Below are 22,662 nucleotides of genomic sequence, written 5' to 3' on the forward strand. Positions count from 1 at the left end.
TCCTCCCGGGTGCTCAGCCGAGCCAGACGCCGTCGTTCATCAGCGTGCGTCCGGACAGCTCGTTGGCCTCTCGCCAGGCCTGGATGCGGCGGGGCCGGATGCGGAAGTACTGGTAGGGCTGGTCGAGTTCACGCGGGTCGAACCCGGTCTTGGCCGCGAAGTCGTCGGCCTTCTCGCCCAGTTCGGCGACGTCCGCCGGCTCGGCGTCGCCGTCGACGATCACGACGTCGCGCGTCAGTCCGAGGCCGACGCGCACCCGGCCGTCCGCCAGCAGGTTGCGACCGGTGACGGAGCCGCGCGGAGTCGAGATGAGGAAGGCCGTCCCGTCCCAGAGGAACGAGAGCGGAATGAGGTAGGCACCCCCCGGGCCACCCGCCGAAGCGACCCAGAGATCGACCTCGTTCTCCAGTCGCTTGCGAGTGTCTCCCAGCCGCTCTTCGAGCCCACGCGGTGGCACAGCAGTCATGCTTCCTCCGTCCATGTCGTGGAGAGTCCCCGTCCGACGAGGTCTCCTCCGGTCGTCCTGCGGGCCACCGGCGCGGTGGCCGCGACGGCCGCCAGCGCCGCGACGGCCGCCCGCACACCGATCATGTCGTGTGCCCGGTGTACGGCGAAGCGCACGAACCCGTTGGGCAGGGGCAGGACACGCACCCCGTGGCCGGCGAGGCGGGCGGCGCACTGCTCCGGGGTCAGCCCGGCAAGGCGTGCCATGACCATGTTGGTCGGCCGCGGCGGGTGCATCAGCTCGACGCCGGGGACCGTCCCGAAGCCGGCGGCGAGCGCGGCGGCCGTGGCGTGGTCGGCCGCCAGGTCGGGGAGCCGCTCCAGCGCGACGAGGGCGGGCGCCGCCACGACGCCCGCCTGGTGCAGGGAGCCGCCCAGCGCGGTCCTCAGTTCGCGGGCGCGTGCGACGTACGCGCGGGTCCCGCACAGCAGCCCGCCGACCGGCGCGCCGAGTCCCTTGGAGACCGAGAAGGCGATGCTGTCCGCGGGCTCCGCCAGCTCGGCGGGGCGGACCCCGAGGGCCACGGCCGCGTTCGCGAGCCGGGCGCCGTCGAGATGGACGTGGGCGCCGTACCGGTGGGCCAGGGTGGCCAGGGCGCGGGTCGCCTCGGCGTCGAGGGCATTGCCGGAGCTCATCATGCTCGTGTTCTCGAGGCAGACCACGGTGGGCCGGCCTCCTGCGGTGGCGAGAGCCGCGTCCACGGCGTCGAGGTCGGGCAGGCCGTCGGGGCGCTGTGCCACCGCCAGCAGCTCGACCCCGGCGAAGCGGCGCAGCCCGTCCGCTTCGAGGAAGGACATGTGGGTGTCCTCGCCGACGACCAGCCGCGGCGCGCGCGGTCCCGGGGAGCCGGCCGCGGCGAGCGGGGCGAGCAGGTTCGCCATGGTGCTGGTGGGCGTGAGCAGCGCGGCCTCGGTGCCGAGCAACTCGGCCACCCGGGCTTCGAGGAGCAGGGCCGTGGGATCGTCCCCGTACACGTCGTCCCCGACCTCGGCCGCGTTCATCGCCGCGCGCATCCGCGCGTCCGGCACGGTGCGGGTGTCGCTGCGGAAATCGAGCCGGGGGAGGCCGGTCAGGGCCATCGCGGCCTACCCCTGCGCCCGGTGGGCCACCCAGACGGCGCGGGGCCTGGTGTAGCCCTCCACCGCGTGGATGCCCAGCTCACGGCCGTATCCGGACTGGCCGAGACCCCCGACGCTGACCGTTTCCTCGGTGTCGCCCCAGGTGTTGACCCACACCATGCCGGCGCGCAGGGCCCGGCTGAAGCGTTCGACGCGGTGGGCGTCGGAGGTCCAGACGGATGCCGACAGGCCGTACGCCGTGTCGTGGGCCAGGGCGAGGGCCTCGGCGTCGGTGTCGAACGCCGCCACGGACAGCACGGGGGCGAAGATCTCCTCGCGCCAGGCGCGGCTGTCGGCCGGCGGGCCGTCCAGGATGACCGGGTTGACGAAGAAGCCGCCGCCGAGTTCGTGGCGGATCCCGGCGCGGCCGGGCGGCACGATGACCTTCGCCCCCCGGATCTCCGCCTCGTCGACCACCTCGGCCGCGCGGTCGACGGCCGCCCGGCTGATGAGCGGGCCGAGGTCGGTGGCGGAGTCCTCGGGCAGGCCGACGCGCAGGGCGGCGGCCAGTTCGGCCACGCGGCCGACGAACTCGGTGTGGACGGCCCGGTCGACGATCAGGCGCGTCCCGGCCACGCACACCTGGCCGGTGTTGCCGGTGAATCCGGTGACGACCGCGCGGGCGGCCGCGTCGAGGTCGGCGTCGCGGAAGACGATGACGGGGCTCTTGCCGCCGAGCTCGAGCGCGGCGGGCTTGAGGCCGTCCGCGCAGCGGCGTGCGACCTCGCGTCCGGCCGCCGTCGAGCCGGTGAAGGAGACCATCCCGACGTCCGGGTGGTCGCACAGCAGCCGGCCGGTGTCGGCCCCGCCGTAGACGGCGGTGAGCACGCCTTCGGGGAGCACTTCGGCGGCGCGCTCGACCAGTCGGCGGGTGGACAGCGGCGTCTCGGGCGCCGGCTTGACGACGATGGTGTTGCCGTACGCCAGCGCCGCGGCGATCTTCCAGACGGCCAGCAGGAGGGGGTAGTTGTTCGGGGCGATGGCCACGCACACCCCGACCGGCACGCGGTCGGTGTACGTGCGCATGCCGGGGCCGGCTGGGTGGGTCTCGCCCACCGGGTACCGGGCCGCCGCCGCGAACCAGTCGACCACCTGGGCGGCGAATCCGACCTCTCCGACGGCGCGTGCCAGGGGCTTGCCCGCGTTGCGCTGCTCCAGGGCCGCGAGGGCGTCACGGTCGTCGCGCAGCAGGCCGGCGAGCTCGCGCAGGAGGCCGGAGCGGTGGGCCGGGGAGGTGTCGGCCCAGCCCTCGTGGAATGCTGACGCCGCCCGGGCCACGGCGTCACCGACGCCGGGCCCGGATGTGTCCGGTACGTGGGCGAAGGCCCGCCCGGTGGCGGGGTCGAGGATCGCGCGTCCCGCCTCGGTCATCCCAGCGCCCCCGCACGGCCGCCCAGCCGCAGTCCGGCGTCGATCTCGGTGACCAGGCCGAGGAAGGCGTCCCGCCCCAGGCTCGTGCCCGCGCTGCCCAGCAGCCTGAGCTCGTACCCGTCGGGGTGCTGCCACCAGGCGTCGCAGGCTCCGAACCCGGCGTTCGCATAGCCCAGGTGCAGCGGGCGGCCGCCGAGGTCCAGGAGCTCGTCGGTGGCGGGGTGCTTCTCGCGTTCCGGCGGGAACACCAGGCGCCCGCCGCCGGTGCGCTGGGCCGTCAGGCGCAGCTCGCCGCCGGACGCCGAGGCGTAGACGACGTCCAGCTCGCGGACGGCGGCGCCGTCGCCGAACGTGGCGGCGCTGTCGGCGCGGTACTCGCCGGCCGACACCGGCACCCCCTGCCCGGTGAGGAAGGCGGTGAGCTCCCCGGACGCGACCCAGTCGCCCTCGTGCTCCCGCCCGCGCCGGTGGAAGGAGAAGACGCCGGTGGGCACCGACACCATCTCGGCCGGCTGCCGGGCCCAGTAGCTCAGTTCGGCGAACGGGGTGGCCAGCACCCTCGCCGCCGCCTCGGGCACGGCCGGGCGCAGCGCGGCGAAGAACTCGACGAGCTCGTCTTCGGTGAACTCTCCTTCCAGCACGGAGAGTTCGACCGTGGTGCGCGCCATGCGGGCGCTGGCGGCCTGGTGGCCCAGGTAGTCGGTGCCGAGCCAGACGACCCCGCCCTCGCCGATCTCGTACGGCCGGGTCGCGCTGCCCCACAGGCAGGGGTGGTCCGCGGCGGGGAAGGCCCAGTCGTACAGGAACTGCTTCAGCCGCAGCCGCCGTCCGCCGCCGGAGACCTCGGTGCGGTAGCCGGACGGGTTGGCGTCGGTCCACGGGCTGCGGCCCTCGACTTCGACGCGCCCGGGGGGCGCCTCGCGCCGGATCGTGCCGGTGACGGTGTCGCAGCCCTCGGGCAGTTCGGACGGCCGCCACACGACGAAGTTGCACCAGTCCTGGGCGAGCTCCTCCGTGATCACCGGCGGCACCGGGTCAAGATCGGCCGCGCTGTCCAGGGTGTGCCAGCGCCAGTGGGGGACGAGACTGCTCACCGTGACTCCTCGGGTCGGTTCGGAGCCCCGCGAGGTGGTCGAGCCAGGCGGAGCTTGAGGCAAGGAACATCCATTCGCCGACGCCCAGCTCGGCGCGGAGCTCGTCCGGCACCTTCGGCAGCCCGAAGGGGGTGCCGAGCCCGTCGGCCAGGTCGGTCAGCCGGCGGACGTATTCGGGGTCGGTGGGGGTCGGGAAGCCCTGCTTGCGGCGGAGCTGCACCGATTCGGGCAGCAGGTCGGCGAGCGCGGCCTTCAGCAACCCCTTGTGCGTGCCGGGCTTGTTGGTGTCCTTCAGGTGCTCGGGGCAGCGGAAGGCCAGCTCGGCGAGGGTGACGTCCTGGAAGACGGGCCGGTCCTCCAGGGTGAAGGTCGAGGAGGTGGCGTCCACCATGTCGTTGACGTAGACCAGGAAGCGCCGCATCAGGTGGTGCCTGCCGCGTTTGAGCGGCGACGCCGTCTTGAGCGCCCGGTACTCGGCCATGGTGCGCTCCCACACCATGTCGGTCACCGTCGTCATGTCGACGTCGAGCTCGTGCGCCATCCACGCGACGAGCCGGGACCAGACCGGGCGTTCGTCGGCGTGGAGGCTGTGCGTCAGGTAGTGGCGCCCGTGGATGAACGTGGGCGCGTAGGGGTCGACGATGGGGAAGTACCGGCCGGCCTGGTACCCCCAGAACTCGTCTGCCCCGTGTCCGGAGTAGACGACGACCTTTCCGTCGGCGGCGATGGCCTGGTAGAGGTGGTGCATCGCCAGCTCGGCGCCGTGCAGCAGCGGCCGCATCAACCGGGTGGGCAGGACCGGCAGCAGGTCGGCGGCGGCGTTGCGGTCGAGGTCGAGGACGGTGAGCGGTACGCCCAGGTGTCCGGCGACCTCGGTGGCGTAGGTGACGTCGTCGCCCGAGCCGCCGATGCCGTCCTGATAGCGCATGACGTACGTGTCGACGGGCAGTCCGAGCGCGGTCAGGCCCGCGACGATCGCCGTGCTGTCGACGCCGCCGCTGAGCACCGCCGCCCGGGGGACGTCGGACACCGACCGCTGCTCGATCGCCCGGTCGAAGGCGGCCCTGATCTCCTCGGGCTCGATCGGGTCGTCCACCGCCCCGGGATGCCAGTAGCGGTGTTTGGTCGCGCGGGGCCGGTCGATGACGAGGTACTGGGCCGGCGGCAGGGCTTCGATGCCGCGCAGCCAGGTGCGGTCGTCCGCGGCGTCCATCCGGATCCAGGAGCGCAGCAGGAACTCCTCGCGGTCCACCTCGGGGGTGACGAGGCCGGTGCTGAGCAGCACCCCCTGCTCCGAGGCGAACAGCAGGCCGCCGTCGGTGTAGGCGTAGAACAGCGGCTTGACGCCGAAGTGGTCGCGGGCCAGCACCACGCGTCCGGTCCAGGTGTCGTGCCAGGCGAGCGCGAACATGCCGTCCAGCGGCAGCAGCGCGGCGGCGGGATCGCTCTCCCGGCAGACCTGCTGGAGCACGAACTCGGTGTCACAGGTGGTGCGGCGCGGCCAGAGCGGCGGCGCGGGCGAACGGGATCCGTAGACCTCGCCGTTGTGCACCAGCACGATCCGGCCGGTGGGGTCGGTCATCGGCTGGTCGCCGGCGTGGCTGCGATCGCGCACGGCCAGCCGCGTCGCGCACAGCATGACGGTGCCGCAGGGCGAGACGTACGGGGCGCAGGCAGCCTCGCCGCGGTGCGCCATGGCACCGGTCATGGTCCGGCCGAGCGCGTCCATCCAGTCGGGATCGCGCCGTCCTTCGAAGCTGATGAAGCCCGCTATGCCGCACATGCGTCGCCCTCCGGTTCCCGCCACAGCTTCCAGAGCTCCGCCAGAGCCTCGGTGTAGACGTGCTCGATGCCCTGGTGGCCGCCCTCGTGCTCCAGGTAGCGGTGGGGGACCCGGTGCGCGTCGAGGGCCGCGTGCAGCGCGCGGGCGCCCCAGTGCATGCCGTACTCGTCGCGCTGGCCGACGCTGAGGTGCAGCACGCCGAGTCCGGCGAGCCGGCCGGCGTACGCGGGGAGCATCCGTACCGGGTCGTACGTGAGCCAGCGCTGCCACACCTCGTCGCGGAACAGGCCCGTCACGGGGTCGCAGGGCAGCGCGTCCGAGGCGGTGGTCAGGGGGTCGTCGGCGTAGCACATGCCCATCGCGATGATGCTCATCGCGACCATGAAGGGGGCGTCGATCGGGCCGTTGTCGCGGCGGGCCAGCAGCGCGTCCATGCCGCCGGCCGCCCTGATGGTGTCGAGCGTGCCGGGCAGCAGCGGCAGGTAGCTGTGCTCGAACCCGGCGTCGGGCGAGCAGGCGATGACCGCCCCGAACAGGTCGCAGGTCATGCCCGCGACGAGCGCGCCGTAGCCGCCGCTGGACTTCCCGCCGATGGCGCGCCACTCCGGCTGCGGCCGGGTCAGGAACCGTCCGTCGATCTCGGCGACGACCTCGGCGAGGTAGTCGCCGTACGGGCCGGAGGCGGCGGAGTCGATGTACTGCGAGCCGCCGTACGCGGTCGTGCAGTCGGGCACGACGAGCAGTGCGGGCGGCACGCGGCCGTCCGTCATCGCCTGGCGCAGGCGATCGGCGACGGTCGCGCCGAAGGCGAGCGCCTTGCCGGCGAGGCTGGGGTGGGCGCCGAACCCGGGCAGCCAGTACACGACCGGGAACCGCCGGACGCCGTCGTACCCGGGCGGCAGGTGCACCTCGATGCGGCGCCGGTGGGGGTCGCCGAGGGGGTTGCCCCGCAGACAGGTGCTCTCGTGATCGAGCACGACCATGTCGCTCATGCTTCGTTCGCCTCCTGGAGCGCGCGCTCCACGTGGTGCGTGTAGAAGGAAGGGTGGTGGAAGACCGCGGAGAGCAGCAGGCCGTTGCTGACCCACAGGCCGTAGGAGCTGCCGATCAGGAGGTCGGAGCCGAGCATGGCCTCCAGGGTGCTCGCCGCCATCTCGGTCCAGCCCTCCGCGCCGGTGACGTGGCTGCGGGCGGGACCCGGGCCGAGCCGGGTCACCCGATCCGCGACCGGGTCGAGCAGGAAGGCGGTCTCGGTGCCGTCGTCCTCGTACAGCGAGACGACGTGCCGTCCGGCGCCGTCGTCCAGCGCCCGGTACCAGTAGTCGGTCGCCACGAGCCGCTCCAGCAGGTCGCGGAGCATCTCCTCGCCGCCGCGGGTCTGGCGGCCGTACCGGTCGAGGGAGGCGTCGAAGGGCGGCACCGGCGTGGCCGGGTCGAGCGTGATCTCGGCGTAGACCTCGTCGAAGTCGTACGCGCCGGGCGCGACCGGCCCGTCGACCAGGGCGGCCTTGCCGTGCGCGACCTCCAGCACCTGGCCGGGGCCCCACAGCAGCCCGTCGCGGCCCAGGTCGTCCAGGCGGCGCAGGGCCTGGGCCGGGGTGAAGGGGAACATCGTCTTGTTGCACCAGGCGTAGTCGCGCTCGCCGTCGCCGCTGATGCGCCAGCCGAACGAGGAGGGCACGGTCAGGGCCGCGGGGATCGAGTCGATGTACCGGTCGAAGTTCGCGACGGCACGGGCGTGGACCGCGTCGGAGTCGGTCAGCGGGCGGCGCTCGGTGAGCACGCCGGGCGGCGAGATGCTGTGCGCGGGGACGAACACGGCGTCGACGCGCGGCGCGTCCTCGCGCCCGAAGGCCGCGACGGTGTCCTCGTGCAGGAGCGCGTCGCCGCACAGCATGACGGCGGCGTCGGCGGTCTGCACCAGCACGCTCATCTCGGGGAACGACACGGCCGAGGGGAACGTCCGCAGGACCGTCCCGCCCGGGGTGGTGATCGTGTCGCCCGGCGTGACCGGGCGCAGGCGCTCGAAGCCGAAGCGGCGCAGCGTCCAGGAGATCGCCTGGTGCCCGAGCCCCGAGGCGGTCAGCACCGGCGGTACGGGGCCGGCGGGGTAGACGCAGGTGACCTCGGAGCTCTGGCGCGGGCTGTCGTCGAAGTCCACGTCGGCGCCGTCGGTCAGGCGGAGCAGGGAGGGGAAGTGGTGGTGGTCGTAGTGGTGGTGGCTGAGGACCACGTAGTCGACGCCTTCGTCGAGCACCGTGCGGACCAGGTCCTGCGACAGCGGCGGGTGGTGCTCCCAGAAGCGGTCCAGGCGCTGGGTGAGCCACGGGTCGAAGAGGATCCGCTCCGTCCCCGTCTCGATGAGGACGGCGGCGTGGCCGAGCGAGGTCAGGCGCATCAGCCGGTCCCCTCGTACACGCAGCGGAAGCCGACCTCCATGTGGCGGTCGGTGATCAGGTCCTTGCCGCGGTAGAACGTGGTCAGGCAGGTGGGCGGCGAGGTGAAGGTGCCGCCGCGCAGTACGTGGAAGGCTTCCTTGCGGTTCATGAAGTCCAGCGGGTGGCGTCCCCTGAAGAAGGGGTCCATGTCCTCGCCGGTGTAGAAGTTGGTCCGGGTCAGCTCCCAGACGTTGCCCGACATCTGCAGGACGCCGTACGGGCTGGCGCCCTCCGGGAGCGCGTCGGCCGCCAGCACCGGGTGGGCGGGGTTCTCCCCCTGCTCGATGGTGACCAGGAGCGCTTCGAGGGAGTCGAGGTCCGCCACGGCCTGGCCGAACGACCGCTCGACGTAGTTCACCCGGCCGGGGTCCCAGTCGTCGCCCCACGGGAAGCGGCGGCCGTCCACGCCGCGCGCGGCCTTCTCCCACTGGACCTCGCTGGGCAGTGCGCCGCCGGCCCACTTCGCGAAGGCGTAGGCGTCGTACCAGTCGATGCCCACGACGGGGTGGTCGGGTGCGTTGAAGCGCGGGTCGTGCCAGTGCACGGGGCGGTGCGATCCTTCGAGCGGCTGGTCGGGGTGGTCGAACCGGCCGGAGTCGCCCACCTCTTCGAAGAACTCGCGGTACCGGGCGTTGGTCACGGTGGTGCGGTCGATGAAGAAGGCGGGCACGTCCACCGCGCGCAGCGTGGTGTCGTCCTGCGCCATGCGGAACGCGTCGGGCTGCTCGTCCGCACCGATGATCGCCGGACCGGCCGGTACGAGGGCGACGTCGTCGTTGCGCCGGGGGCGCGTACGGACGGCGTCGACCCGGGCCCGCATGTCCGTGAAGTACTCGTCTTCCAGACGGCGGAGTTCTGCGGGGTCGCGGGTGCCGAAGACGGCGATCAGGGCGCGCTTGGTGAGCGCCGCGCCGCAACCGACGGGCTTGCGCGCCCAGTCGGGGCGGGTGAAGTTGCTGGGCCAGCCGGAGATGCGGATGAGGTCGGGCACGGCGGCGGCGATCCGGTACTCCGTGATGACCTTGAGCGCGGTGAACGCGACCCAGTCGACCGTGTCGTGCGTCGCGGAAGCCACGGCGGTGTCGGCGGCGGGGTCGCCCGCGTGGTGCGCGGCCAGCAGCCGCACCGCGCCCGCGCGCACGGGCCACTCGGGATGGGCGACCACGAGGCTCGCCAGCAGCGGTATCCCGTCGGCGGCCCGGCCCTTCTCCTCGGCCAGGTCCACGACGCGCTGCACCGATGCCCAGTAGCGGGCGTCGGTGGAGTCGTCGATCACCAGCAGGTCGGCGGGAACGTCGATGACGCCTGAAACCTGATTGCCTACCATCTCTACCTCTCTCGGACGACGAGCCGCCCGTACGGAATTGATCCCGTACGGGCGGCTAATTCGTGGCTCAGTGCATTACCACTTGGAGCATTCCTGCTTGGCGTCACGGGTCTCGATGAAGTCACGGTCGCTCATTGTTTTGCTCCTTTCAGCACAGGGGATTCGAGTTGGTTCCTGTGTCGCCTCTCGGCTTCACGACTCAAACATTAGGCAGGGGCCGGGAGGCGCCGCAACGGTGAACCAGGAAAAGAGCATTCCTCGATAACCTGAGGGTAAGTTCATTGCGATCTTGGCGTTCAGAGAAGGAGGAAAGAATGGTTGACACCGCTTCCCGGGACATACGGGAGAACGGGTTCACACGGCTCCCGGGGCTCGCCACCGGCGACGCGCTCGCCCGGCTCCGGCGCGCGGTCGGCCGGATCGAGGAGCTCGCCGCCGACCGCACGGCCTCCAGCGGGGAGTTCGTCCTGGAGGCGCCCGGCGTCGGCGGATGGGCGGCCTGGCAGCAGGGGGCCGGCGCCCTCCAGGGGGTGCTCCGGTCGGCCGACCGCATCCATGAGCACGTCCCGGAGTTCGACGCCGTGCAGCGCTCGCTGGGCCTGGCCGACGGGCCGGTCGCCCGGGGCGTCGGCGCCCCGGGCGAGCTGGTCAACGCGTTCCTGTGGGCCAAGCCGCCCGTCGTGGGCTCGGCCAAGCCCTGGCACCAGGACATCGCCTTCGCGCCGCCCGGCTTCGGCTCCGAGGAGCACGGCATCGTGACGATCTGGATCGCGCTCGAACCGGCGACCACGCGCAACGGCTGCCTGGAGTTCATCCCCGGTTCCCACGCGCTCGGGCTGTTCCCGCACGGCGGGGACCGTGAGCGGCTGCCGGGTGAGGCGCCGCTGGAGAACGCGGTCGAGCCGCACATCTCGGACGCGCACCTGCCCCGTACGGCCGAGCCGGTCGCCGTGCCCCTCGAGCCCGGCTCGGCCGTCATGTTCGACGGCATGGTGGTGCACCGTTCGGCGCCCAACACGACGGCGACGGAGCCCCGTACCGCCGTCAGCTTCGTCTACAAGGTGCCGCGCCCGGCCTGGGCCCGGTGGGAGCCGGCCGCGGCCCGGGTGTGACGTTCGACCGCGGCGGATCCTCAGTCGAACGTTGAGTTCCGGTGCTCGCCCCCGCGGTCGAGGACGTAGAACCCGGTGCCGTCGAGGTGGCGGATCGTGTTCAGGTCGCGCTGCACGACCTCTTCGAGGTCGTGCAGCAGCGTCACGATGACCGGGTAGGTGAGGTCGTCGACCGTCCGGCGGATCTCCTGACCCGGCTTCACCGGGGTCAGCAGGGTGCGGAAGCTCTCCAGCACCTCGATCTGCTCGATTCCGCGGTACTCGCTGAGCACGCCCTCCACGGGGGAGACCATGCCGGCGATCGCGCAGTACTTGCGCACCTCGTACGGGGCTCCGGCGCGGGCGTGGAACCGCTCGGGACGCAGGTACGCGTCCACCGTCCACTCCAGCTGCGACTCGCCGATGCCCAGGCTGGCACCGGCCGGGATGCCGCCGCCGGCTATCCGGGCACCCACCTCCACCAGGCACGGACCGCCGGGGGTCATCCTGATCTCCACGTGCGCCGGGCCGTGCTCGATGCCCAGGGCGTCCAGGACCCGGAAGGCGTACTCCCTGAGCGACTCCACGACCCGCTCCCCCGAATCGATCAGCAGGAGGGCGTCGCAGAGGTCGACCACGCCGTTGGCGCTGACCCGGGTGGTCCGCCAGACGTCGCACAGGTGGTGGCGGCCGTCGCGGCTGACGGTGTTCACCATGTACTCCGTGCCCGGAAGGTACTCCTGCGCCACGGCCCCGTTGTTGGGCTGGGAGAAGACGTCGTCGGCGTCGGCGAGGGACAGGAACGCCGCGACGGACTCCTCCGGGGTGTCGCAGAAGGAGACCCCCTGGCTGCCCGCGCTCCGCGGCGGCTTGAGGACGACGCGGCCGCCGAGCTCGCGGTGCCAGGCGGCGAGCTCGTCCGCGTCGGTGGCCCGGAGCTGACGGGCGGCGCGGAGCCCGGCCGCGCGCACGGTCTCGATCATGAGGTGCTTGTCGCGCCGCGCGGTGCTGAGGGCGGTGCCGTTGCCCGGCAGGCCGAGCCGCTGCGCGAGCAGGTCCGCGAGTTCCACCCCGACCTCGCCGCCCGAGATCACCGCGATCGGCGAAAACGCCGCGACGGCGTCGGCCGTGGCCGCGAGATCTCCCTCGTGGATGATGTCGGCAATGAAGTCGTCCGGGACGTGCGGTGCCTTGAGGTAGACGAACGGCACATCGCGCGTGCTTTGAACACGGACGATGGAACATCCCTGCTTCAGGAATTCCAGAACGAGCGAACGGGCCGCGGCGTAGGCGTCGACCATCACGACGCACGGGTTGTTCCGACTTCTCTGACTGCTCTGGCTGCTCTGATTGGCTGCTGTCATGAGTTCAACATAGACAGACCCACCGCTCGCCGAAATCCGTTCAGCTCTGCCATCCTCCGATCCCGGAAGGAAGAGCTGATGACATCTTATTTCGCGAGCATTCGCTCGCCGCATATCACGCCCGTACTGCTGTTCGTCAACACGTGCGGCAATTTCCTGCTCCTGGTGGCCCTGTCCACGCACGTGGGGTCGACCACCGGGTCGGGCCTGCTCGCGGGAGCCGTGCTCAGCGCGCCGTGGCTGCCCGCGCTGCTGCTGGCCGCTCCGCTCAACCGGCTGCTCAGCAAGCGGGTCCCGGAAGGCCTCGTCCGGCTGGCCGAGGCGGCGGGCCTGCTGGTGACCGCGGCCGCGCTCCTGGCGCCGGACGGGGCGCTCCTCGTGGTGGCCGCCTCCGTCGTGGTCGTCCGCGGGTTCTTCGAGGCGGTCACCCGCTCGGCCACCTCGGTCCTCCTGCGCAACGTGGTCCCGTCACAGCGGCTCGACCACGCCAACACCGTAGCCGAGATCTGCAAGTTGACCGGCGTCAGCGTCGGGGCGGCGCTGGCGGGGCCGGCCTCGTCGGTCCTCTCGCTGCGGGGCCTGATCGCGGTGAACGCGGCCACGCTGGCGCTCTCGGCGCTCCTCGCCTGGGCCCTGCCGTCGACCCCCGGGGGAGCCGTGGCCGGCGCCAAGGACGGCGCGGCCGCCAAGACCGGCACGCGCCTGCGCGTCCAGGACCCCGTGCTGCGCCGGCTCTTCGGCCGCTTCCTCCTGGTGGCGTTCTGGCAGGGCTTCCACACGGTGGCCGTCACCGTGATCCCGCTCCAGTTGCTGGGCGGCGGAACCCGCCTGGTGGGGGTGTTCGTCGCGGTGTCGGCGGTCGCCGTCTTCGCCGGCTCGCTCGCCGCCCTGCCGGCCCAGCGGTACCTCGCGCACGTGCCCTCGACCACATGGGTGCTGCTGCCCATGGCCCCCTTGGTGGCGGCGGTGGCGGTCGGCCGGACGGTGCCGACGATCGCGCTGTACGCACTGTTCCTGGTGCTGTTCGAGATGGCCTTCGTCCACTACAACAACCGGCTGCTGGCCTCGGCGTCCGATGAGGAGCTCCCGTCGGTGGTGACGCTGCGGGCCACGCTGCTGCCCTCGGGCGTGGCGGTGTCCATCCTCGTCATGGGCGCGCTGTGCGACCTCGCGGGCCCGCTGCCCGCGGCCCTGGCGGTCGCCGGCATCACGGTCCTGGTCACCGCCGCGACCGCGGACACCGGGCGAGCCTGGCGGGCGAAGCGGGCGAAGCCGGCCGAACAGGCCGAGCAGCCCGACGCACACCGGCCGGTCTCCGCGACGCGCTGAGGAAACGCGGCGGGCCCCGCATGGTGACCATGCGGGGCCCGTTCTGCGCAGGATCAGGCGGTCGGCGGCACCGGGTCCGCGGCCGCCTGGCAGGTGGCGTCGATGCCCCACCACGAGGTGGGACGGGTGCCGTCCCGGAAGTAGTCACTGGCGTAGGTGTTGAGGCAGGCGTTGTTGTTGGCCGTCAGCGTCGAGCCGAGGTTGTGGCCGCCCAGCTCCACGACGAGACGGGAGTTGGGGAACCGCAGGCGCATGTCGAGGGCGCCGAACATCCCGTGCGAGGGGTCGTACTGCGGCTGCACCAGCAGAATGTTGACGTTGCTGTTGCCGACCTGCGCCGGGGTCTGCGACTGCGTCGGCCAGAAGGCGCACGGCGCGCTGTACCAGGCGTTGTTCCAGGTCTGGATCTTGTTCCCGGCGGCGTACTGGCCGGCCAGGGTGGCGCTCCAGACGTTCCAGTTCTTCGGCCACGGGCCTTCGGAGCAGTTGACCGCGTTGGTGATCGCGACGCGGTTCTGCTGCGGGAAGCCCGGGGTCGGGGAGTCGGCCCGCAGCGCCGTCGCGTCACCGCGCACCACGAAGTCGGAGAGGATCTTCGCGCGGCTCACCCAGGTCCAGCTGCGGTAGACGACCTGCTCGAAGACGTTCGTCCACTCGCCCGGTCCGATCCTGCCGTCGACGGGCGTCGCACGGAGGGTGTCCAGGGCCCCGTAGTACTTCTCCTCGACCGCTTCCGCGGTCGTACCCAGGTGGTAGACGGAGTCGTACTTGGCGACCCAGGCGAAGAAGAGCCCGGCGCTGTGCTCGGCCGTGAAGTTCTTGGCCATCTGGTTCTGGTAGCCCACGCCGCTGGGGCTGGGCACGCTGTCGAGCACCATGCGCTTCACCCGGGCCGGGTACATCGACGCGTAGACCGAGCCGAGGTAGGCGCCCCAGTCGATGCCGTAGTAGCTGATCTGCTCCTGGCCCAGCGCGATCCGTATCTGGTCGAGGTCGCGCGCGGAGTCCTTGGTGGTGAAGTGCTTGAGCGTGTCGCCGTACTTGTCGCCGCAGCTCTTGGCGTACGCCTGGGCACGGGCCACCGACGCCTGCTCGTCCGCTGCCGTCTTCGGCACGGGGTCGGGCAGCAGCGGGTTGATGTAGGACGCGTCGCACACGATCGCCGGCTCGCTGGCCCCGACGCCGCGCGGGTCCAGGCCGATCCAGTCGTAGGCGGGGCCGACGTCCTTCGCCAGCCCGCTCGTGCCCTTGGCGTACCGGGTGGGCATGTCGCGGCTGATCGGGCCGGGCCACTGGCCGCGGTGCAGCAGCACGACGCCCTTGTACTGGTCTTCGGCGACGGTGTGCTTGGCGCGGGTCAGCGCCACCTTGATCTTCTGGCCGCCGGGCTGGGCGTAGTCGAGCGGGACCTCCAGCGAGCCGCACTCCAGGCCCTTGAGCAGTGCGCCGAGGTTCGGGTCGGGGTCGGGACACGGCGCCCAGGCGATCGTTCCAGTGGCCGTGGCGGCAGCCTCCTCGGCCACCGCCACGGGGGCGACGGCCTGAACCGACAGGCCTGTCACGATCACCGCAGTGACCAATGCGAGCTTTTTCATGAATACCCCTTCTGAATGCACGGCGCTCACAGCGTGGCAACGGGGTCTTTGAATCGGCTCGAAACCGGCTGGAGCCAGCGGGAACCGCCGGGCTTCGTTCCAAAAATTTCCCTATAATTCAGCACATACGCACCAGCCCCTCAGGAATGATCATGGCTGAATCTGCCATCCAGGGCTGATGCAGCGCCGATCCCGGGAAACGGGGATCCTGAGGGGCCGGAATCTTGCGGAATTCGACGGACGGCAGATTTACCCGCGTCCGGCGGCTTGCACGAGTGCGTGATGAAGTCGTTGGTCGGGCGTGAATCCCGCTTCCCATTGCACGCCGACGACGAAGGGGCGATCCGTGACTTCGACGGCCTCGACGGTCCCGTCCTCGGCCCAGCCGGTGGCGGTGAGGCCGGCACCGAGCCGGTTGACGGCCTGGTGGTGATGGCAGGCCGTCTGCGGCGCGTCCTCGTCGAGGACACCGGCGATCCGGCTGCCCGGCTCCAGCTTCAACGGGTGGGCGCCGAGGGTGAAGGACGGCGCGTTCGGGCAATGGCCGTCGTGGCCCGTGATCTCGGGCAGGTGCTGGTGCAGCGAGCCTCCGTGCAGCACGTTGAGCAGCTGCATGCCGCGGCAGATGGCCAGCACGGGCAGCTCGGCGTCCAGTACCGCCCGGATCAGCGCCAGCTCGGCGCGGTCGGCGTCCGGGGTCATCGCCCGCGTGCCGGGGTGCGGGTCCTCGCCGTACAGCGACGGATCCACATCGGGGCCGCCCGGGATCAGCAGGCCGTCGATCCGGTCCGCCATGGCCTCGACGCCGGGCAGCAGCGGAAGCAGCAGGGGCGTGCAGCCCGCCGCGGCCAGGAAGCCCAGGTGGGCCTGGAGCGCGAAGCTGACGACCATGTCGTCGCCCTGGAACGTGACCGGCGCGGTCCGCGCACAGATCCCGATCACCGGCCGGCCCGTGCTCGCCGAGCCATTCACGAATGATTTCATAACCACCTTCACGGGTTTCCGGGTTCAACTGAGGAAAGTAGGCAGATGAAACAACCGCTTCCGCGGAGGGTCGCCACGGCAATAAAATAGCCGTTTGCGTAAAGCGGCGGCCATCGTTCAAAACCCGGCAGACCGGCGGCTACTGAACGGAATGACCCTCCTGATACCACAGACGGGGACCGCTTTCCCCAGCTCATATCGAGCCGAAAATCCGCAGCGAACGACCTCGCGTCCCCGCCGTACCCGCAGCGGGTGCCCGCCCGACCGGCGGCCACCCGCTGTTTTGCATGTCCACGAAAAGTCAATCTCCCCTCGACTGCGGCTAGAGCCCCTCCTGCGACGCTCATCGGCAGCGGCATCAGAGAGGAAGTCAAGGAATGGCTCAGAGCAGCGCCCAGGCCATCTTGATCACGAACGCGTTCGGCTCCGTCAGAGCGGAGAGCGTCGACGAGTCGGCCCGCAGCGAATTCGATCTGAAGAACCTCGAGCAGCTTCCCGCCCGCGACGTCCTCGTCAGCGCCCTGTCGGCGGGCGTGCCTCTGCGCCGGAGCGGCACGGACGCCGCGCACGTCCAGCTTCTCGTCGACGCGGCCGGCTCGGCGGAACTGCCGCCCGTCCTGGTCCAGATCGACGGCTACCGCATCATCGACGGCCTGCACCGGCTGGAAGTCGCCAAGCTGCGCGGCGACAGCAGCATCAAGGCCCGCTTCGTCGACTGTTCCGACTCCGAGGCGCTCGTCATCGCCATGAAGGCGAACGGCTCGCACGGACTGCCCCTGTCGAAGGCCGACCGCGTGTCCGGAGCCCGGCGCGTCCTGGGTTCCCACCCGGACTGGTCCGACCGTGCCGTCGCCCGCATCACCGGACTGAGCGCGAAGACGATCGCGTCGATGCGCGAGAAGCCGGGTGAGGGAACACCGCTCGACGCCAAGCGCATCGGCCGGGACGGCAGGCGGCGTCCGGTGGGCCCGGGCGAGGGCAGGCGGCGGGCCGCCGAGTACATCGCCGCGCACCCGCACGCCCCGCTGCGTCAGGTCGCCCGGGAGACCGACGTGTCGCTCGGCACGGTCCACGACGTGAGCGCCCGGCTGCGGCGCGGCGAAAGCCCCGAGCGCAGCGGCTGCCGGACACCCGACGCGGCGCCGCAGCCCCTGCGGTCCGTCCACCCCGTCCACACCGTCCCGCCCGTGCGGTCCGTACCGCCGGCCGGGGAACCGCCGCGGCCCGCCTCCGCGGTTCCCGGCGGCGCCGAATCCGTTGGCGCGGCCCCCGTGGCGCTGCGGGTGGCACCGGGCATCGGCAGCGTGCCGCAGCGCAGGAACCGCACCGACGAGATCCCGGCCTGGGCGACGGTGGCGGCGAAGATGGCCACCGATCCCACCATCCGCTACACCGCGGGCGGCCGGGAGTTCCTCCGCTGGATGCAGCTGCACGCCGCCGAGCCGGACGACGGCTGGCGGGAGCTGATCGACGCGGTCCCGGCCCACTGGCTCGGCGTCATCGCCCCGATCGCCGAACGCATCGGCAAGGAGTGGAGCCTGCTCGCCGAGGGGCTCAAGACGAAGCAGGACATGCTGCCGTGAACCGCGGGCACGCCCGTCACGGCACCGGCGCCGCGGACACCAGCCGGAGGTGGCCCGCGGCCTGGCTCTGGTCGTCGGCGCCCTGATGCGGGGTGGTGGACGGACACCCGGGGGGCGGCACGAAAGTGGCCGGTGGCACGAGCTCGGGCAACGCCAGCAGGACCGGCGTATCGGTCGGCCGGCTCGGGCGCAGCCGGACCGCCGCGCTCGTGACGCCGTCGGCGCTCACCGTCACGGGCAGCACGCCGTGCCCCCCTACGAGCGGGGTCCGGCAGGCCGTGCCCTCGGGCCCGAGGCCGTCGGCCACCGCCACCGCGAGGAGGTGCCAGTTCCCTTCGGGTACGTCCTTCAGGGAGTAGCAGGACGGCCGCCCGCTCGGTACGTCGAAGACGGCCGAGGCGACGCACGGGTGCTGGACGACGGGCGTGGCGAAGGCACCCAGGAACACGCGCGCGTTCCCGTGGCCCGCGGGCAGGGCGACGGTTCCGCCGACCGTGCCCTGTCCCTGTCCCTGCCACGGGAAGGGCTCCGTCACCGGCAGGCCGGCTCCCCCGTCCCGCACCAGCCGGCGGAACCGGCCGGGGGACACTCCGACGGTGGCCGTGAAGTAGTTGGTGAACGAGCCGAGACTGTTGTATCCGACCGCGCAGGACACCGCGGTGATGCTCATCGAGGTCTGCTCGATCAGCCGCTTGGCCTCGTGGATGCGGACCGCGGCCAGGAACCTGCCCGGGGTGAGCCCGGTCTCCTCTTTGAACAGCCGCGTGAAATAGAACCGGCTGAGCAGAGCGCTTTCCGCGATCCGTGCAAGGGCCAGGGGCTCACCGTAGTGCTCCCGGATGAACTCGATGGCCCTTTCGACTGCCGTATCCATACGCACCTCACCACGTGTAGGCCGGTCAGCAGCCTGACGTGTGCACATCGCGCTCAGCTCGAGTGCCGCTAGCGATCCGGAGCGGGCGGTTCCAAGGAACGCGCCTGTTCCGGACGCCCTGCTCGGGCTCCGGCGACGCCGTCGACGCGGCCGCGCGGCCGGATGTGACGCTCCAGCACGCCCCGACCGGGGTTCAGGAGTCGGTCGAGAGGGACCCCGGATGCTCGGAGCGTCCGTTCGAGCCTTCATCGACACGACGTCTAAGGGGTCCATGCCCGTGGAAAACAACGCTTCGTCAGATGTGCGGTCCGGGCGGGACCTGCGGATCGTCACGCGCAGCCGCGCCGACAACTGGACCAAGGCCCCGCGGCGCATCGAGACGTCCGAGTGCATCACCTGCGACACCTGCCTGCGCAGCTGTCCCGAAGAGTTCGGCGCGATCTTCGACCGCGGGCTCGACGTCGTGATCATCCCCGAGCTGTGCTCGGGCTGCCCCCGTTGCGTCCTGGAGTGCCCGGTCGACTGCATCTATGTCGACGAGGACTGGACGCCCACCGACGACGCGATGTGGAGCCACATCGCACTCACCGGGGAAGGTGCCGCATGACCGCGCCCGTAGACCGCGAAGGCTCGCGCAGAGCCGCCAACGCCCGCAAGCGCCAGAGCCGGCGGCCCAGCCGCCTGGGCCTGGCCGCCGGCGCCACGCCCAAGCCGGACCGCGTGCGCGAGGAGGACGCCGGGTTCCCCGGGCTCCTGGCCCGGGTGTGGCGCAAGGCCTCGGCCGCCGCCGACATGCGCTCGGCCCTGGACACCCTGCTCACGCTCGACGGACACGTGCCGGCGGAGGTCCAGGAAGGCGGTCTGCGCACCGCGGACGCCGCCGCGCTGAAGGTCGTCGCCGGCCTGTCCGCGGACGCCCGGGAACCGGCCGGGACCGTCGCCGACCCCACCGAGGACGCCGAGCACGCCGAGCCCACCGTGTTCCTCGGTGAGATCGGCCTGACCACCGGCGGCCGGGTCGTCGTCCGCGTCCCCTCCCAGCAGCCGCTCGCCAAACAGCACACGCTGGTCGCCGGCGTGCTGCGGGTTCCGTGGACCCAGCGGCACCTGGACGAGTACCGGCTTGAGGTGACGACGGCTCGGGAGCGGTTCGACCGCTACACGGCCGACAGCCGCCGCTGGCTGGCGGAGCAGGGCCCCGAGGGTCGTGAGGCGCTGCTGGCGCAGCTGACCGAGGGCGCGCAGCGCACCGCCCCGTTCATGCTCTACATCGAGGACAAGCAGTACACGAACTTCCGCGACACCAACACGGTCGTGGGCAAGACCCTGTGGCCGGGCCACCCGGACTGCGTGTTCGGCAGCCTGGCCGGCCTGCCGCTGGACTTGTGGTCGGACCACGACGCCCTGCTGGTCGTGGGCATCAGCCTGCTCATCCGCTCGGCCGGGTACGGCCGCATCGAAGAGGCGAACGGCTCGCAGCTCACCCCGGACAACGTGAGCCGGCTGCTGGAGCACACCCGCCGCAACTACAACGGGGCCCTGGGCGGGGAGCGGATCCCCGCGGCCGGTCCCGACGCCGGCATAGACGCGCTGATGGCGCTGGCCACGGCGCTGGGCTCGCACCGCCCCGAGGTGACCCGCACCGCCCAGCTGTACCGCGAGATCCACGGCGCCCTGATCCACAAGGTGGAGCGGGTCGCGGCCCCGTACGGCGAGGTGGCCGCGGACCGGGACCGGCAGGTCACCGAGCACCTGCGCGCCACGCTGCCCGTGGCCGGCGACCGGCTGGCCGAACTGCGGCTCGCCGACGACGCCGACCCGGCCTGGCTGGCCCGGCCCCACGGCGAGTTCGGCACCGGTCTGGAGGCGGTCGTGTACGAGGCGGTGGCCGCCACCACCGCCGCGTTCGGGGCCGACTTCTCGATGAGCCGGGGCATCCGGTCGCTGCCGGAGCTGGTCCGCGCGCTGCGCGCGGAGGCCTGGGACGAGATCAGCTCCTGGGGCATCACGGACTTCTTCTGCTGCGTGGTCCCCGCGCAGGAGGCCCGGCGGCACTACGGCGACTCGCTCGCCACGCTCGCCGACACCGCCTGGGCGATGTCCTCGCGCATGCAGTACAACTCCTGGCACTTCATCGCCGGCAACCTGCCGCGGACCCAGAAGGTCCTGGAGCGCGACCACTTCGTGCCGCCCACCATCCCCGACATCGCCCACTTCTCCGACCAGCACCACCACGGGCACGTCAACAACATGGTGCGCTTCACGATCCGCAGCCCCCAGGCGGTCGAGGTGTGCGGCCGGCCCTTCAACGGGTTCATGGACCTGCGCATCGTCCGCGCCGACGGCGAGCCGTACACCGAGCAGGAGATGCTCGCGGCGCACCAGGTGGCCGCCTTCATCGCCCGGATGACGCAGCAGGCGGCCGTGCTCGCCGAGCAGGGGGAGCAGGCGCGGGTGACCGCCTTCGACTCGGCCTGGCACTGGACGTCCGTCACCGGCACGCCGGTCGAGGTGGCGGCCGGCCCGGAGCCGGCCCGGCCCCGGGTCGCCTAGGCCGGCGCCCGGCGGGCCGCCCGCGTCCCGGGGCGTCCCCCGGGTACCGACGGGCCGGCCCCCTGACCACCCGCTTCGCCTCCTGCCCCCTGTCGGCCTTTTCGAAAGGACGCTCCCCGTCATGTATTCCAGGTCATGGTCGGCCCCTGCCGTGGAGGGCAGCGTCGGGAGCCACGCGTTCGTCGCCGGACACGGGCTGTGGGACGACGCCCGGCTGGCGGCCGCCGAGCAGATCGAGGCGGGGCTGGACGGAATCGACCTCGTCCGTCTGGTGTGGGGCGACCCGCACGGCCTGGTGCGCTCCAAGACCCTGACCGCCCGCACCTTCCGCGGGGTGCTGCGCAACGGCATGAACTACAGCCCCGGCCCGTTCCTGAAGGACACCGCCTGCACCACGGCGGTGGACTACCGGGGCGAGCACGGCACCGGCGTCGACGAGATCGCCGGCCTCGGCAACTTCGTGCTGGTGCCCGACCCGCTGACCTTCCTGGTGCTGCCCGGCGAGGGCGCGCGCACGGCCTGGGTGATCGGCGACGAGTACCTGCGCGACGGCCGCCCGCACCCGCTGTCCTCGCGGCACGTGCTGCACCGGGTGCTGGACCGCTACGCCGGCCGCGGGCTGACGCCCGTACTCGGCCTGGAGGTCGAGTGGTACCTGGCGCGGCGTCTGGACGACGAGCCGGGCAACGAGGGCAACGGCTTCGGCCTGCAGGGCCCGGCCCCGAGGGTGGCCGCCATGAACGCGGGCTACCAGTTCAACCTGGACGCCGCGTACGACACGGTCGCCCCGGTCACCGACCCGCTGGCCCTCGCCCTGCTCGGCCTGGGGCTGCCGGTGCGGTCGATGGAGCACGAGATGGGCCCCGGGCAGGTGGAGACCACCTTCGACCCCATGTCGGCGCTGGACACGGCGGACGCGATGCTGTTCTTCCGCGTCTTCACCAAGCGCTGGTGCGCGGCGCGGGGCCTGCACGCCTCGTTCATGTCGCAGCCGGCGATCGCCGGGGCGGACCCGAGCGGCTGGCACCTGAACCAGTCCGTCCTGGAGACCGCCACCGGCCGCAACGTCTTCGGCGCCGAGGGGCTCTCGGTGGGCCTCTCCCCCACGAGCAAGGCCTACGCCGAGGGCCTGCAGGACTGGCTGCGCGACCTGTTCCTGCTGTCGGTGCCCACGGTCAACGGCTACCAGCGCCTGGGCACGCAGCACGCCCTGTCCCCGACCCGGGTGGGCCTGAGCCTGGAGTCGCGCACGGCCATGCTGCGCGTGGTCGGCTCGGGGGCCGGCGCCCACATCGAGAACCGCATCGGCGAGCCGAGCGCGAACCCGTACCTGAACATCGCCGCCCAGCTCTTCGCCGGCCTCGAGGGCCTCGAGGCCCTCGACGGGGCCGCGGGGGGCGCGGCCGACGGGCCCCGCGAGGGCTCGGACACCGTCCCGCAGTCCCTGCGCGAGGCCCTGGAGGCCTTCCGCACCGGGCGCGCGGCCAAGCTGCTCGGCGACCCGCTGACCGCCGTCCTCGCCAAGCTCAAGGAGAGCGAAGTGCGCCGCTACGAGGCCTGGGCACGGGGCGCGGCCCCGGTGCCGGGCCAGGTCACCGAGTGGGAGCAGCGCGAGTACTTCGCAGCCTTCTGACCCCGCGCGGCGCTGCGCCG

18 protein-coding genes are annotated in these 22,662 nt (G+C 72.2%); 6 read left to right on the plus strand and 12 right to left on the minus strand.

Annotation, left to right across the window (positions count from 1 at the left end; all coding sequences use genetic code 11):
* Positions 1 to 13: 13 nt before the first annotated feature.
* Genes ACFYM0_RS27465 through ACFYM0_RS27500 form a run of 8 tightly spaced genes read right to left on the minus strand, consistent with a single transcriptional unit; the run spans position 14 to position 9,636 of the window.
* Complete coding sequence (locus ACFYM0_RS27465) at positions 14 to 466, minus strand: pyridoxamine 5'-phosphate oxidase family protein (protein WP_388505966.1); 453 nt, start codon at positions 464 to 466, stop codon at positions 14 to 16.
* The gene (locus ACFYM0_RS27470; RefSeq protein ID WP_388505967.1) at positions 463 to 1,584 is read right to left on the minus strand and encodes a threonine aldolase family protein; all 1,122 of its coding nucleotides are present in this window, start codon (positions 1,582 to 1,584) and stop codon (positions 463 to 465) included. Before ACFYM0_RS27470 ends, ACFYM0_RS27465 begins: the two co-directional genes overlap by 4 nt.
* Before the next feature lie 6 nt (positions 1,585 to 1,590).
* Entirely contained in the window at positions 1,591 to 2,994 is a 1,404-nt protein-coding gene (locus tag ACFYM0_RS27475; protein ID WP_388505969.1) for an aldehyde dehydrogenase family protein, read from the minus strand.
* On the minus strand, positions 2,991 to 4,088 hold the full coding sequence (locus ACFYM0_RS27480) for a hypothetical protein (protein ID WP_388505971.1): 1,098 nt from the start codon (positions 4,086 to 4,088) through the stop codon (positions 2,991 to 2,993). Before ACFYM0_RS27480 ends, ACFYM0_RS27475 begins: the two co-directional genes overlap by 4 nt.
* Entirely contained in the window at positions 4,030 to 5,871 is a 1,842-nt protein-coding gene (locus tag ACFYM0_RS27485) for an asparagine synthetase B family protein (protein WP_388505973.1), read from the minus strand. The genes ACFYM0_RS27480 and ACFYM0_RS27485 overlap by 59 nt, the downstream gene beginning before the upstream one ends.
* Complete coding sequence (locus ACFYM0_RS27490; RefSeq protein WP_388505975.1) at positions 5,859 to 6,863, minus strand: alpha/beta hydrolase-fold protein; 1,005 nt, start codon at positions 6,861 to 6,863, stop codon at positions 5,859 to 5,861. The genes ACFYM0_RS27485 and ACFYM0_RS27490 overlap by 13 nt, the downstream gene beginning before the upstream one ends.
* Positions 6,860 to 8,269 carry an MBL fold metallo-hydrolase gene (locus ACFYM0_RS27495; RefSeq protein WP_388505976.1) on the minus strand — a complete coding sequence of 470 codons (1,410 nt, stop codon included), beginning with the start codon at positions 8,267 to 8,269 and terminating at the stop codon, positions 6,860 to 6,862. Before ACFYM0_RS27495 ends, ACFYM0_RS27490 begins: the two co-directional genes overlap by 4 nt.
* A complete protein-coding gene (locus tag ACFYM0_RS27500; protein WP_388505978.1) occupies positions 8,269 to 9,636 on the minus strand; it encodes an SUMF1/EgtB/PvdO family nonheme iron enzyme in 1,368 nt (455 codons plus the stop codon). The genes ACFYM0_RS27495 and ACFYM0_RS27500 overlap by 1 nt, the downstream gene beginning before the upstream one ends.
* A 314-nt stretch (positions 9,637 to 9,950) precedes the next feature.
* Here ACFYM0_RS27500 and ACFYM0_RS27505 point away from each other — a divergent pair, with 314 nt between their 5' ends.
* Positions 9,951 to 10,748 (plus strand): phytanoyl-CoA dioxygenase family protein, encoded by a 798-nt coding sequence (locus tag ACFYM0_RS27505; protein ID WP_388505980.1) that lies wholly within the window; start codon positions 9,951 to 9,953, stop codon positions 10,746 to 10,748.
* 20 nt (positions 10,749 to 10,768) lie between these two features.
* On the opposite strand, the gene ACFYM0_RS27510 is transcribed toward ACFYM0_RS27505, so the two are convergent.
* On the minus strand, positions 10,769 to 12,091 hold the full coding sequence (locus tag ACFYM0_RS27510; RefSeq protein WP_388505982.1) for an ATP-grasp domain-containing protein: 1,323 nt from the start codon (positions 12,089 to 12,091) through the stop codon (positions 10,769 to 10,771).
* 78 nt (positions 12,092 to 12,169) lie between these two features.
* Between ACFYM0_RS27510 and ACFYM0_RS27515 the strand changes: the two genes are divergently transcribed.
* Positions 12,170 to 13,420: an MFS transporter gene (locus ACFYM0_RS27515; protein ID WP_388505984.1), complete on the plus strand. Its 1,251-nt coding sequence runs from the start codon at positions 12,170 to 12,172 to the stop codon at positions 13,418 to 13,420.
* 53 nt (positions 13,421 to 13,473) lie between these two features.
* Here the strand turns inward: ACFYM0_RS27515 and ACFYM0_RS27520 are convergent, their stop codons facing one another.
* Together ACFYM0_RS27520 and ACFYM0_RS27525 are read right to left on the minus strand one after the other, a co-directional pair.
* Positions 13,474 to 15,015, minus strand: coding sequence for an alpha/beta fold hydrolase (locus ACFYM0_RS27520; RefSeq protein ID WP_388505986.1), 1,542 nt, complete (start codon positions 15,013 to 15,015; stop codon positions 13,474 to 13,476).
* 249 nt (positions 15,016 to 15,264) lie between these two features.
* Positions 15,265 to 15,999, minus strand: coding sequence for a gamma-glutamyl-gamma-aminobutyrate hydrolase family protein (locus ACFYM0_RS27525; protein WP_388505988.1), 735 nt, complete (start codon positions 15,997 to 15,999; stop codon positions 15,265 to 15,267).
* 377 nt (positions 16,000 to 16,376) lie between these two features.
* Between ACFYM0_RS27525 and ACFYM0_RS27530 the strand changes: the two genes are divergently transcribed.
* A complete protein-coding gene (locus tag ACFYM0_RS27530) occupies positions 16,377 to 17,582 on the plus strand; it encodes a ParB N-terminal domain-containing protein (RefSeq protein ID WP_388505990.1) in 1,206 nt (401 codons plus the stop codon).
* A 16-nt stretch (positions 17,583 to 17,598) separates the two neighbouring features.
* Here ACFYM0_RS27530 and ACFYM0_RS27535 read toward each other — a convergent pair whose 3' ends face one another.
* Positions 17,599 to 18,456, minus strand: a complete 858-nt coding sequence (locus ACFYM0_RS27535) for a helix-turn-helix domain-containing protein (RefSeq protein WP_388505992.1) — start codon at positions 18,454 to 18,456, stop codon at positions 17,599 to 17,601.
* Between the two features lie 277 nt (positions 18,457 to 18,733).
* Here ACFYM0_RS27535 and ACFYM0_RS27540 point away from each other — a divergent pair, with 277 nt between their 5' ends.
* The 3 genes from ACFYM0_RS27540 (at position 18,734) to ACFYM0_RS27550 (ending at position 22,642) form a co-directional block, all read left to right on the plus strand.
* Positions 18,734 to 19,063, plus strand: coding sequence for a 4Fe-4S dicluster-binding protein (locus tag ACFYM0_RS27540; protein ID WP_388505994.1), 330 nt, complete (start codon positions 18,734 to 18,736; stop codon positions 19,061 to 19,063).
* On the plus strand, positions 19,060 to 21,009 hold the full coding sequence (locus ACFYM0_RS27545; protein ID WP_388505996.1) for a hypothetical protein: 1,950 nt from the start codon (positions 19,060 to 19,062) through the stop codon (positions 21,007 to 21,009). The genes ACFYM0_RS27540 and ACFYM0_RS27545 overlap by 4 nt, the downstream gene beginning before the upstream one ends.
* A 121-nt stretch (positions 21,010 to 21,130) precedes the next feature.
* Positions 21,131 to 22,642 (plus strand): glutamine synthetase, encoded by a 1,512-nt coding sequence (locus ACFYM0_RS27550; RefSeq protein ID WP_388505998.1) that lies wholly within the window; start codon positions 21,131 to 21,133, stop codon positions 22,640 to 22,642.
* Positions 22,643 to 22,662 lie beyond the last annotated feature (20 nt).

The organism is Streptomyces sp. NPDC006487 (assembly GCF_042870555.1).
Taxonomy (GTDB): domain Bacteria; phylum Actinomycetota; class Actinomycetes; order Streptomycetales; family Streptomycetaceae; genus Streptomyces.